This window comes from Collimonas fungivorans (assembly GCF_028292705.1).
Lineage (GTDB): Bacteria > Pseudomonadota > Gammaproteobacteria > Burkholderiales > Burkholderiaceae_D > Collimonas > Collimonas fungivorans_B.
Genome location: NZ_JAQGLV010000135.1, coordinates 1 through 12,385 on the forward strand (window position 1 = coordinate 1; position 12,385 = coordinate 12,385).

A 12,385-nucleotide genomic window follows, 5' to 3' on the forward strand; every position below is an offset into this window, starting at 1 on the left:
CGCTCGGTGATGAGCGGCAATTCACCAAAGCGGCTCTTGATCAGCGCCTCCGCCTCCTGGTCCAGCAAGTCAAGAAAATCGTCCATCACGGCGCGCTCTTGCTGCAGGTGCTTGAGCAGTGCGCTGCTCATGACGGTTTCTTGCCCAGCAGGTCGCGTACCGTATCGAGCAAGCCGTCGGCGATTTTCCCGGGATTGATCTGGTAGCGGCCTTCGCTGATGGCCTGGCGGATCTCGGCGACGCGGGCGGCGTCGAAATCGCCTGCGCCGGGTTGCAGCAACTGGGTTTGCAGCTGGCGCACTTGCGCCGACAGTGAATTCAGGGCGGCGGGCATAGGCGGGCTGGCGCTGGTGGCGGTGCCGGCTGCAGCGGCGTCGGCAGATGCGGCGCGCGCCGCGTTATCCTTGCTGGACGCCGCATTGGCTGGGCTCGACACGCTATTGAGCGGCTTTGTAGGTTGATCGATTTTCAAGATGTTTCCTCTAAGGGATCTGTTCGTTATAACGGCAGCTGGCGCAGGAAGTTTAGGGTTTCGGCGGAAAATGTCGAAATTGTTATGGAAAAAGAACTAATTCGGCAATGCGACCGAACCGTCGGCACGCGCAATGCCGCTCAGCATCTGCCCCGCCTGCGTCTTTACCTGTATTGCCGCACCGGCAGCGGCATTGGTCATCGCCCGTCCTTCGGTGCTGACCACGAACCCCGATCCTTGCGACTGCACTTTGACGCTTTGCCCCTGTTGTATCACGGTTGCGCCGCGCAGCAGCTCCAGCCGCAGCGGTACGCCCAGGGCAATCCGGTTCGAGGCCACCATGCCGGCCGCTTGCTGCGGATTGGTGACCACGCCGCGCGGCAGGGCGCTGAGATCGCCTTGCCGCGGCTGGATATCGGCAGCGCTCAAGGTGTCGCCGGCACTGATGGGACGGCCGGCTACATAATAATTCGCCACCACCGCGACATAGGCCGGCACGTAGCGCGTCCATGCCGGCGCGGCGGAGCCGTTGTCGTTGCAGCGCAGGCCGACCGAGACGCGACCCCAGACACGGGCGCCGCTCGGCAGGAACGGCTCCAGCGCATCGCAGGCGGGCAGGGCGCCTGACATCGGCGTATCGATGCGGATGCTGACCTTGCCTGGCAAGCCGCCGGCCTGGGCCAGCAGGAATTGTTCAATGACGGGTTTCGCGCTGCCGCTCAGTTCGGTTGCCCTGGCGAATGCGGCTTGGCTGCCGATGCCCAGTGCTGTCGCCGCAAGGAAGTTCAGGCAGGCAAGTGCAAGCCGCCGGCGCCGGAATAATATTGCATGCATGTGAAATCTTCCTCCCGATCGGAATTCGTTGCGACGGATTGTCCGCCATCAGATTCTAGACAACAGCGGGACATCGCCAAGCGCCGAACTGGGCGGCGTTTCGCTTGTTGTTTGGCGCATTGGATTGCAATGCCGTACCTATAATGGTTTGCGGGAGCTTGCCGTGCGGTGCAAACATCTGCCGGCAGGCGCTTCGAAAATTAAGGATATCCAATGGCGAACGTGAGCGAATTCGATGAAGAAGTCCCGGCTACCCTGGCGGATTTCCTGCGGCAGATGCGTTTGAAGCAAACCGGCGAGAACGGCAAACGATTGTCGCTGACGGCGATGCACCGGCGTTGCGGTTTGTCGGTGCCGGTGCTGAGCAAACTCGAAACCGGCAGGGTGACCGATCCCAGCGGCTCGACCATCAAGCGCGTGCTGGACGGTTATCAGTTGAGCTTCGAGGATGTCGCGAAATATTTTCCTGGTCCCAAATGAGACTGGCGTTGCGTATCTTGAATTGAGGCCGAATCAGCCGCCTGTTCCGATGATTGCCGCCAGTTGCCGCTACCTATAATCGTTTTCATCAAAAGGTCTGTTGAGGGCAGGTACAAGATGGTAGACAAACTGGATGCAGCACTGCGCTTTCAGCAGGAAGCATTGAATCTGCGGGCGCGTCGGCAAGAAGTGCTGTCGTCGAACATCGCGCACGCCGATACGCCGAATTACAAGGCGCGCGATTTCGATTTCAGCAGCAGCCTGGCGCAAGCGATGGAGCATGGCCGGCAAGCGCAGTCGGTGACTATGGCGACTACTTCCTCACGCCACATCCAGGGCGAGGCCATGGCGACCAGCGAACCGGACCTGATGTACCGAGTGCCGACCCAGTCCAGCATCGACGGCAATACCGTCGAGATGGATGTCGAACGCGTCAATTTCACCGACAACGCGGTCCACTACGAATCCGGCCTGACCGTCATCGGCGCCCAGATCAAGTCGCTGCTGTCGGCGGTGCAGCAATGAATTTTCCGTCTTAGCCAGCGAGGATCGAGCCATGCCATCCATGAATATTTTCGACGTTGCCGGTTCCGCCATGAGCGCGCAATCGCAACGCATGAACGTCACCGCCAGCAACCTGGCCAACGCCGACAGCGTGTCCGGTCCCGACGGCCAGCCATATCGCGCCAAGCAAGTGGTGTTCGCGGTGGCGGCGGGCGACCAGCAGGACCAGGTCGGCGGCGTGCAGGTGGCGGGTGTGGTGGAAGACCAGTCGCCGCTGCGCATGGTGTACGACCCCAAGCATCCGCTGGCCAACGCCGGCGGCTACGTCGCCATGCCTAACGTCAACGTGGTGGAAGAAATGGTCAACATGATTTCCGCTTCGCGCTCGTACCAGGCCAATGTCGAGGTGCTCAATACCGCCAAGAACATGATGCTCAAGACGCTGACCATCGGCCAGTAGCGCAGCATCGATTGCAGTTCCCATTTGAACGACTAATCCGCGGCCGCCGTACCGGCGCCGCTTCAGGAGAAAACCATCATGGCAGTATCGGGCGTTTCAACCGACAACAGCGCAGCAGGGGCGCTGGCCGGGGCCGCATCCAGCAGTTCCGACCAGGAACAGCGCTTTCTCAAATTACTGGTTACCCAGCTGAATAACCAGGATCCGCTGAACCCGCTGGATAACGCGGAGCTGACGTCGCAGCTGGCGCAGATGAGCACCGTCAGCGGCATCGAGAACCTGAACAGCACGCTGACCTCGCTGGTGGCGCAGACCGGCGCCAGCCAGACCTTGCAGGCGGCGTCGCTGATCGGCCACACGGTGCTGACGCCGGGCAGCAGCGTTGCGCTCAAGGACAGCGCCGCAACTTCCTTTGGACTGGACATGCAAGGCGCGGCCGATACGGTCAAGGTCACCATCACCGACGCTGCCGGCAATACCGTGCGCACGATCGACGTTGGCGCGCTGCCGCAAGGCACCAAGACCTTGTCTTGGGACGGCAAGAACGATACCGGCACCGCGATGGGCGACGGCGCCTACAAAATCAGCGTGGCGGCTTCCGTTGGCGGCAGCGCAGTCGCTGCCAATACGCTGACGTACTCGCAGGTTGCCAGCGTGGCGCAGACAGCCAGCGGCGTTACGTTGAACCTGGGCGCGGCCGGTACGGCGGCATTGAGCGACGTTAAGCAATTTCTATAAATCCGGCTTTTTTCATTATTTTTCCGCAACTCGGAAGCTGAAAAAATTGCTGCAAATTGATTTCAAAAGGAGTGGACCATGGGTTTTCAACAAGGCGTAAGCGGATTGAATGCAAGTTCCAGCAATCTCGATGTGATCGGCAATAATGTCGCCAACTCGGGCACCGTGGGCTTCAAGGCGGGCAGTGTCCTGTTTGCCGATGTGTATGCGGGTTCGCGGGTCGGCCTTGGCACCCAGGTGGCCGGCGTTTCGCAAAATTTCACCCAGGGCGCGGTGCAGACCAGCACCCGTGCGCTGGACGTGGCGATCACCAACGGCGACGGTTTTTTCCGCCTGGCCAGTCCATCCGGCGAAGTGTCTTATTCGCGCAATGGCCAGTTCACTATCGACAAGGACAACTACATTGTCAATTCCGGCGGCCTGCGCGTGACCGGCTATCAGGTCGGCGCCAATGGCAGCATAGCCGGCGGCACGCCGGCGGCGTTGCAGTTGCCGGCTGCCGCGATGACGCCGAACGCCACCACCAAGATCAATGCGCAATACAACATCGATTCACGCAGCACGGTGCCAGCCACGGCGCCGTTCAACGCGACCGATTCCACCAGTTTCAACTACCAGAATGCAGTGACCGGCTACGATTCGCTGGGCAATCCGCATGAAATCACGAATTTCTTCGTAAAAACCGCGGCCAATGCCTGGGATGTCTACCAGACCGTGGACGGCGGCGCCAGCAGCAATATCGGCGCATTGACCTTCGATACGGCCGGCAAGATGCTGACGCCCGCCGCCGGCACCCTGGCTCCAGCCGCAGTACCGCTGACAAACGGCGCGGCGCCGATGAACTTTACGATCAACCTGACCGGCACCACCCAGTTCGGCAACGACAACGCGGTCGCCAAGCAGACTCAGGACGGTTATACCTCCGGCAGCCTGACTGCGTTCGCCATCAATCCGGACGGTACGGTAACCGGCAAGTACTCGAACGAACAGACCAAGACCCTGGGCCAGATAGTCCTGACTTCCTTTGCCAATCCGGACGGCTTGCAATCGAAGGGCGGCAATGTCTGGGCTGAAACGGCAGCGTCGGGCCAGCCGCTGGTCGGGACGGCGGGCGCCGGCACCAAGGTCGGCTCCTTGACTTCCGGCGCGCTGGAATCGTCCAACGTCGACCTTACCGCCGAACTGGTCAACATGATCATTGCGCAGCGTACCTACCAGGCCAATGCACAGACCGTGAAAACCCAGGACCAGGTCATGCAGACCCTGGTGAGCATGCGCTGATGATGGATTCTTCCATCATTAATGCAACGGCAGCAAACCGGGAGAGCACATGGACCGCATGATCTACATCGCCATGAGCGGCGCCAAGCAGGCCATGGAACAGCAAGCCTCGGTGGCCAGCAACATGGCCAACGTCTCGACACCCGGCTTCCGTGCGCAGCTGAACAATTTCCGCGCCGTGCCGGTGGTGGGCGAAGAAGCAGCAACCCGGGCTTTTGTGGTGACCTCGACGCCCGGCGCCGACATGAGCACCGGGCCGCTGACCGAAACCGGACGGCCGATGGATGTCGCGGTGCGCGGCGACGGCTGGCTGACGGTGCAGACCGCGGACGGCGGCGAGGCGTATACCAGGGTCGGCAACCTGCAGGTGGGCGCTGATGGCCAGTTGATGACGATGAACAAGCTGCCGGTGGTCGGCGACGCCGGACCGATGGCGGTGCCACCCGGCGCGGCGGTGATGATATCCACCGATGGCCTGGTGAGCGCCATCGGCGCCGGCGATCCGGCCACCAATGTGGCCCAGGTGGGCCGCTTGAAACTGGTCAATCCGGCCGCCAGCGATTTGCTGCGTGGCGACGATGGTTTGTTCCGGATGCGTGCCGGCGCCGCTGCCCCGGATGCAGATCCGGCGGTGACGCTGCAGACCGGCGCGGTGGAAGGCAGCAATGTCAATCCGGTGTCGGCGATGGTGGAAATGATCGCCAATGCGCGCAGTTTTGAAATGCAGATGAAGGCGGTCAAGAGCGCCGACGAAAACGATCAGCGCGCCAATCAGCTGCTGAGCATGAGCAGCTAATTTATTTTTCGACAGGAATTTCACCATGATACGTTCACTTTCCATCGCCAAGAGCGGCCTCGATGCGCAACAGCAGCAGCTCGACGTGATATCGAACAACCTGGCCAACGTCGGCACCACTGGCTTCAAACGCAGCCGCGCGGTGTTCGAAGACTTGATGTACCAGAACCTGCGCCAGGTAGGCGGTCAGACTTCGGACCAGACCAACCTGCCGTCCGGCTTGCAGATTGGCACCGGCGTGCGGCTGGTGGCGACGGAACGCATCCATACCCAGGGCAATCCGACCAAGACCGACAATACCAAGGATGTGGCGATCACCGGCGACGGTTTTTTCCAGGTGCAGATGCCGGACGGCACCACCGCCTACACCCGCGACGGCTCGTTCCAGTCCGATTCCACCGGCCAGCTGGTCACCGCCAGCGGCTATCCGGTGCAGCCCGCCATCACCATCCCGCAAAACGCCACCAGCATGACCATCGCCAAGGATGGCACGGTATCGGTGACCCAGGCCGGCAGCACCGCCAGCGTGCAGGTCGGCCAGATTCAGCTGGCTACCTTCCTGAATTCGACCGGTTTGCAAAGCAACGGCGAGAACCTGTACACGGAAACCAATGCTTCCGGCACCGCCAACCAGACCACGCCAGGCCAGAATGGCGCCGGCACGCTGAGCCAGGGGTATGTCGAATCGTCGAACGTGAATGTGGTGGAAGAACTGGTGAACATGATCCAGACCCAGCGCTCCTACGAAATCAACAGCAAGGCGGTCACTACTTCGGACCAGATGTTGCAGCGCCTGACGCAGTTGTGATGACGGCGGCTATCAAATATTGCGCCAGCAGCATGGCGCTGGCCGCCATGCTGCTGGGCGGCTGCGCGCAGCTGCCGCGCGAGCCGCTGGTGCAGCAGCCGATGACCGCGCGCGCCGAAGTACGGCCGCCGATAGCGGTGAACGGCGCCATCTACCAGTCCGGCTATAGTAGCCAGGCCTTGTTTGAGGACCGGCGGCCGCGCAATGTCGGCGATATCCTGACCATCATCGTCAGCGAAAACGTCAACGCCAGCAAGAACTCGGCGGCCAACGCCAGCCGCAACGGCAGCACCAGCAGCGGCTTGACAGCGATACCAAAGATTTTCGGCGGCCTGTTCGGCAACCTCGATACCGATGCCAAAGCCACCAACGCACTGACCGCCAGGGGCGGCGCCAATGCCGCCAATACCTTCAACGGCGTGATCACCGTCACCGTCACCGAGGTGCTGGGCAACGGCAACCTGATGGTCAGCGGCGAGAAGCAGATGATGATCAACCAGGGCACGGAATTCATCCGCTTCTCCGGCGTGGTCAATCCGCGCACGGTAAGCGGCAACAACAGCGTGGCCTCGACCCAGGTGGCGGACGCCAGGATCGAATACAGCGCCAAGGGCTACATCGACGAAGCACAGACCATGGGCTGGCTGCAGCGCTTCTTCCTCAACGTCTTACCGTTCTGACCATGCGATCATTATTTCTACGGTTTTTGCCATTTTCCGGACGCAATTGCGGCGCTATGTTTCTGGCGTTCTGTTTCCTCTGTAGTGCGCCGTCGGCGCAAGCGGAGCGGCTCAAGGAACTGGCCAGCATCCAGGGCGTGCGCGACAATCCGCTGATCGGCTACGGCCTGATGGTCGGCCTCGACGGCAGCGGCGACCAGACCATGCAGACGCCGTTCACCACCCAGACCTTGAACAACATGCTGTCGCAGCTCGGCATCTCGATGGCGCCGGGCACCAACATGCAGCTGAAGAACGTGGCGGCGGTGATGGTCACGGCTACCTTGCCGTCGTTCGCCCGTCCCGGCCAGAACATCGACGTCACCGTATCTTCCATGGGCAACGCCAAGAGCCTGCGCGGCGGCACTTTGCTGATGACGCCGCTCAAGGGCGCCGACGGCATGGTGTATGCGATCGCCCAGGGCAACATGGTGGTGGGCGGCGCCGGCGCCTCGGCCAACGGCAGCAAGGTGCAGATCAACCAGCTCAGTTCCGGCCGCATTCCGGCCGGCGCCATCGTCGAACGCGCGGTCAGTTCGCCGCTGGGCGAGGCCAACACCTTGACCCTGGAATTGAATGCCTCGGATTTCGGCACGGCGCAAAAGGCAGTCGATGCGATCAATCGCAGTTTCGGCGCCGGCATCGCCAGCGCCCTCGATGCACGCGTGATCCAGGTGGCGGCGCCGGCACAGGCGGAAGCGCGGGTCAGCTTCCTGGCGCGTTTGGAAAACCTCGACATCACGCCGGCGCAGGCGGTGGCGCGGGTAGTCATCAACGCCCGCACCGGTTCGGTGGTGATGAACCAGACCGTGCGCGTGCTGGATTGCGCGGTGGCGCATGGCAATCTGTCGGTGGTGATCAATACCCAGCCGGTGATCAGCCAGCCGGGGCCGTTTTCGGGCGGCAGTACGGTGGTTACCCAGACTTCGCAAATCCAGCTGAACCAGGCCGGCGGTGCTTTGCAGGTAGTCAAGAACGGCGCTTCGCTGGCCGATGTGGTGAAGGGCTTGAATACGCTGGGCGCCAATCCGCAGGACCTGGTCTCCATCCTGCAGGCGATGAAAGCCGCCGGCGCCTTGCGCGCCGAACTTGAAGTCATCTGAGGCCGGAAATGAGCGCCTCCGGTCCTATCAGCAACAGCCGCAGCGGTGACCTCGACCAGCGCTTTGCGCTGGATGTGCAGGGCGTGGACGCCTTGCGCCGCACTACCAGGAATTCGCCGCAAGACGGCTTGAAGCAGGTGTCGCGCCAGTTCGAAGCGATGTTTATGCAGATGGTGCTGAAGAGCATGCGCGAAGCGACGCCTTCGGATGGCATGTTCGATAGCCAGCAGGAAAAAATGTACACCTCGATGCTGGACCAGCAGTTGGCGCAGAACCTGTCCGGGCGCGGCCTGGGCCTGGCCGAAGCGATGCACGCTCAGCTTAGCCGCGCGGTCGACCAATCCCAGCAGCAGCCGTCGCCGCTCGGCAAGATGCCGGCGTCGGCTGCCGACCAGAACTTCAGCCAGCCGGCAGCCGCGGCGCCGGCGCTTCCTGGCAGCGTGCAAAACCTTTCCTTGTATGACGCGGCTTCCGGTTCCGGACGGAATGCCGCAGCCAGTCCGCAAGCCTATGTCGACCAGTTCCTGTCACGCATGACCGCGCCGGCGCAGGCCGCCAGCCGCGCCAGCGGCGTGCCGTCGCAACTGATCCTGGCGCAGGCCGCATTGGAATCGGGCTGGGGCAAGCGCGAAATCAAGGGCGCGGATGGCAGCAGCAGCCACAACCTGTTCGGCATCAAGGCCGGCAAGGGCTGGAAAGGGGCGGTAGTGCAGGCCACCACCACCGAATATGTGGACGGCCTACCGCAGCAGACCACCGCCTCGTTCCGTGCTTATGCATCGTATGACGAAGCGTTTTCCGATTACGCCCGTTTCCTGGCCGGCAATCCGCGTTATGCGCAGGTGCTGGCCACGCGCGATCCGGCCGAGGCCGCCCACGGCTTGCAGCGCGCCGGTTACGCCACCGATCCGCAGTATGGCGAGAAGCTGGTGCGCATCCTCAAGCAGATCCTCTGATTTTTTCCATGAGACCGGGCATTCCCCTCAAATTTTCCTGCCCGCTGCCGTTATACCTCAGGTGAGCCTGGCAGCAACGCCGGGCGGTTGCCTTCTAAAAGGAAGAATGTATGTCGAACAGCATGTTTTTCACCGGGCTTAGCGGACTCAATGCGGCGCAAGCGGCATTGATGACTACCGGCCACAACACGGCCAACGTGAATACGCCTGGTTATAGCCGGCAGATGGCGCAGGTGGTATCCGCCGGCGGCACCTACACGCCCAGCGTCGGCTTCTTCGGCAACGGCGCCCAGGTGGTTGACATTACCCGCAGTTACGACCAGTTCCTGAGTTCGCAGCTGAACCAGGCGCAATCGACCAATCAGGCGCTGTCGGCTTACTCGACCCAGATCAACCAGATCAACAATCTGTTGGCCAACCAGACCACCGGCCTGGCGCCGATGCTGCAGACCCTGTTCAAGGGCGTGCAGGCGGTCGCCAATACGCCGGCCGATGCAGCGGCGCGGCAGCAGCTGATCAGTTCCGGCCAGGCCCTGGCCAACCAGTTCCGCACCATGAGCCAGGTGCTGACCGGCCTGAACGCCAACGTCAACGACCAGATCGCCGGTTCGGTTGACCAGATCAATACCTACGCCACCCAGATCGCCAATATCAACAAGCAGATCGCCCTGCTCAGCAACGCTACCGGCGGCCAGGCCCCGAACGATTTGCTGGACCAGCGCGACAGCCTGGTCAACAGCCTGGGCCAACTGGTGGCGACCAAGGTCGTGGTGCAGGATGGCGGCCAGTACAATGTATTCATCGGCACCGGCCAGACCCTGGTGCTGGGCGACAAGGCATCGACCTTGAAGGCAGTCACCTCCGCCGCCGATCCAAGCCATACTTCGGTGGCCCTGGTGAACGCCGCCGGAGTCGCGGTCGAAATGCAAGACAGCGTGCTCAGCGGCGGTTCGCTGGGCGGCCTGATGCAGTTCCGCAACCAGACCCTGGGCGATACTCAGAACGCGTTGGGGCGGATGGCCATCGGCCTGGCCGATACCTTCAATGCGCAGCACAAGCTGGGCATAGACCTGAACGGCGCCGCCGGCCAGGATTTCTTTTCGCAAGCGAGCCCGGCGGCAATCGCCAATTCCCGTAACACCGGCAACCTGCAGGTCACGCCGTCGTTCAGCGACACCAGCCAGCTGACCACCAGCGACTACCGGGTCGACTATGTCAATGTGGCCGGCACGCCGCAATATTCGGTCACCCGCCTGTCCGACAACAAAGTGCTGGGCAGCTACGCCAGCCTGCCGGTGACTTTCGACGGTGTATCGCTGCAAGCCGCCAGCGGTACGCCGCAAATCGGCGATTCCTTCCTGGTGCAGCCGACTCGCACCGGCGCCCGCGACCTGACGGTGACGGTGACCGATCCGGCCAAGATAGCCGCGGCGTCGCCCATCGTCACCGGCAAGGCCGCGGCCAACCAGGGCAGCGCCGGCATCAGCGCCGGCAAGGTCGATGCTTCATACCTGGGAGCGCCGCTGAGCAGCCCGCTGACGCTGAAATACGACAGCACCACCACGCCGGCCAGCCTGTCAGGTTTCCCTGCCGGCGCGGCAGTCACGGTCACCAATCCTGACGGCACGGTGGTCAACTATGCAGCCGGCGCGGCTGTCAGTTATACCGATGGCGCGTCGTACAGCTTCAACGGCATCACCGCCACCGTCAGCGGCAAACCGGTGAACGGCGACAGCTTCACCATCGGACCGAACACCGGCGGCGTTTCGGACGGCAGCAACGCCTTGCTGCTGGGCGCCTTGCAAAACCAGAAAACCCTGGCCGGCGGCACCGCCAGTTATACCGACGCTTACGGCCAGCTGGTCAGCAGCATCGGCAACAAGGCCAGCCAGCTGACCATTGCCAATACCGCGCAAACCAGCCTGGCCGCGCAAATCAAATCGGCCCAGCAATCGGTGTCGGGCGTCAACCAGGATGAGGAAACGGCCAACCTGCTGATGTACCAGCAAATGTATCAGGCCAATGCCAAGGTAATCCAGACGGCGTCGACCATGTTCGACGCGATCCTGGGGATCGCCAGCTAGGCCCTACTGGCCCGGCCGGATCTGCAAGCAGGACGATAACCAAGGAAAACAAGATGCGTATCAGTACCCAGTCGTTTTATGACCAAAGCCTGTCCGCGATGGGCTCCCAGCAAACCAGCCTGTTGCGCGTGCAACAGCAGATAGGCGCCATGTCAAAAATCCTGACCCCGTCCGATGACCCGCTGGGCGCGACCCGGGCGCTGAGCGCATCGCAATCGATTTCCCTCAATGACCAGTATTCGACCAGCCGCGCCCAGGCGTCGCGCACGCTGGGGCTGGAAGACAATGCGCTGCAAAGCGTCACCACGCTCCTGCAAAATATCAAGGGGCTGGTGGTGCAAGCCGGCAACGGCACCATGACCGATGCCGACCGCGCATCGATCGCCACCACCTTGCAAAGCAATTACGACCAGCTGCTGGGCCTGGCGAATACCGACGACGGCAACGGCCAGTTCCTGTTCGCCGGTTTCAAGAGCGGCAGTGCGCCTTTTGTGCAGCAGACCGGCGGCGGCGTGCAATATGTCGGCGACCAGGGCCAGCAGCTGCTGCAGGTCGACATCTCGCGGCAAATGGCGGGCACCGATGACGGCCGCAGCATTTTCCAGACTGCGCAGAACAGCTCCGGCTATGTCGCCACTTCTTCTGCCGCCAACAGCGGCGACGGCATATATGGCGCCACCTCGGTGATCGACGCCACCAATCCCGATTTCGGCAAGAATTTTTCGATCAGCTTTACCTCGGCCACCACGTTCAGCGTGACCAATTCGGATACGCCGCCGGTGGTGACGACAGGCACTTACACGTCCGGCTCGCCGATCCAGTTTGGCGGCCTGCAAATCGTCTTGACCGGCGCCCCCGCCAGTGGCGACAGCTTCAACGTCAACACCGCAAAGAACGCCAATCCCGACATGTTCGGCGCTCTCAGCGACCTGATCGGCGCGCTCAAGACGCCGGTAGATAACGGCACCCCGGCCGCCAAGGCGCAATTGCAGAATTCCCTGAGCACGGCAAACGTCAAGCTGTCCAACTCTCTCGACAACGTGCTGACCGTACGTTCGTCGGTAGGCTCGCGCATGCAGGAGCTGGATACCCTCAACACCAATGGCGACGCCCGCAACCTGTCGGACAAGAGCTATCTGTCGGATATCCA

The 12,385-nt window shown here is 62.1% G+C and carries 14 protein-coding genes; 12 read left to right on the forward strand and 2 right to left on the reverse strand.

Translation table 11 applies throughout. The features are described from left to right. Nucleotides 1–127: 127 nt before the first annotated feature. Entirely contained in the window at nucleotides 128–472 is a 345-nt protein-coding gene (gene flgM, locus JWQ61_RS06590) for a flagellar biosynthesis anti-sigma factor FlgM (protein ID WP_304359824.1), read from the reverse strand. 96 nt (nucleotides 473–568) lie between these two features. Continuing rightward, nucleotides 569–1,306, reverse strand: coding sequence for a flagellar basal body P-ring formation chaperone FlgA (flgA, locus tag JWQ61_RS06595; protein ID WP_304359825.1), 738 nt, complete (start codon nucleotides 1,304–1,306; stop codon nucleotides 569–571). A gap of 213 nt (nucleotides 1,307–1,519) precedes the next feature. Here flgA and JWQ61_RS06600 point away from each other — a divergent pair, with 213 nt between their 5' ends. The 12 genes from JWQ61_RS06600 to flgL form a co-directional block, all read left to right on the forward strand. Further along, nucleotides 1,520–1,786 (forward strand): helix-turn-helix transcriptional regulator, encoded by a 267-nt coding sequence (locus JWQ61_RS06600; protein WP_304359826.1) that lies wholly within the window; start codon nucleotides 1,520–1,522, stop codon nucleotides 1,784–1,786. A gap of 117 nt (nucleotides 1,787–1,903) precedes the next feature. Next, on the forward strand, nucleotides 1,904–2,311 hold the full coding sequence (flgB, locus tag JWQ61_RS06605) for a flagellar basal body rod protein FlgB (protein ID WP_304359827.1): 408 nt from the start codon (nucleotides 1,904–1,906) through the stop codon (nucleotides 2,309–2,311). Between the two features lie 31 nt (nucleotides 2,312–2,342). Beyond that, on the forward strand, nucleotides 2,343–2,750 hold the full coding sequence (flgC, locus tag JWQ61_RS06610) for a flagellar basal body rod protein FlgC (RefSeq protein WP_304359828.1): 408 nt from the start codon (nucleotides 2,343–2,345) through the stop codon (nucleotides 2,748–2,750). Between the two features lie 78 nt (nucleotides 2,751–2,828). Next, complete coding sequence (gene flgD / locus JWQ61_RS06615) at nucleotides 2,829–3,488, forward strand: flagellar hook assembly protein FlgD (RefSeq protein ID WP_304359829.1); 660 nt, start codon at nucleotides 2,829–2,831, stop codon at nucleotides 3,486–3,488. A 78-nt stretch (nucleotides 3,489–3,566) separates the two neighbouring features. Beyond that, complete coding sequence (flgE, locus tag JWQ61_RS06620) at nucleotides 3,567–4,769, forward strand: flagellar hook protein FlgE (protein ID WP_120236952.1); 1,203 nt, start codon at nucleotides 3,567–3,569, stop codon at nucleotides 4,767–4,769. A gap of 49 nt (nucleotides 4,770–4,818) precedes the next feature. Next, nucleotides 4,819–5,565, forward strand: coding sequence for a flagellar basal body rod protein FlgF (locus tag JWQ61_RS06625; RefSeq protein WP_120236951.1), 747 nt, complete (start codon nucleotides 4,819–4,821; stop codon nucleotides 5,563–5,565). Between the two features lie 25 nt (nucleotides 5,566–5,590). Further along, on the forward strand, nucleotides 5,591–6,373 hold the full coding sequence (gene flgG, locus JWQ61_RS06630) for a flagellar basal-body rod protein FlgG (protein WP_014004932.1): 783 nt from the start codon (nucleotides 5,591–5,593) through the stop codon (nucleotides 6,371–6,373). Then, a complete protein-coding gene (locus JWQ61_RS06635) occupies nucleotides 6,373–7,053 on the forward strand; it encodes a flagellar basal body L-ring protein FlgH (protein ID WP_304359830.1) in 681 nt (226 codons plus the stop codon). The genes flgG and JWQ61_RS06635 overlap by 1 nt, the downstream gene beginning before the upstream one ends. A 56-nt stretch (nucleotides 7,054–7,109) precedes the next feature. Next, nucleotides 7,110–8,195, forward strand: coding sequence for a flagellar basal body P-ring protein FlgI (locus JWQ61_RS06640; protein ID WP_304359831.1), 1,086 nt, complete (start codon nucleotides 7,110–7,112; stop codon nucleotides 8,193–8,195). An 8-nt stretch (nucleotides 8,196–8,203) separates the two neighbouring features. Further along, nucleotides 8,204–9,151, forward strand: coding sequence for a flagellar assembly peptidoglycan hydrolase FlgJ (gene flgJ, locus JWQ61_RS06645; protein ID WP_304359832.1), 948 nt, complete (start codon nucleotides 8,204–8,206; stop codon nucleotides 9,149–9,151). 110 nt (nucleotides 9,152–9,261) lie between these two features. Then, nucleotides 9,262–11,235, forward strand: a complete 1,974-nt coding sequence (flgK, locus tag JWQ61_RS06650) for a flagellar hook-associated protein FlgK (protein ID WP_304359833.1) — start codon at nucleotides 9,262–9,264, stop codon at nucleotides 11,233–11,235. Between the two features lie 53 nt (nucleotides 11,236–11,288). Then, the coding region (flgL, locus tag JWQ61_RS06655; protein ID WP_304359834.1) for a flagellar hook-associated protein FlgL at nucleotides 11,289–12,385 on the forward strand (1,097 nt) is incomplete at its 3' end.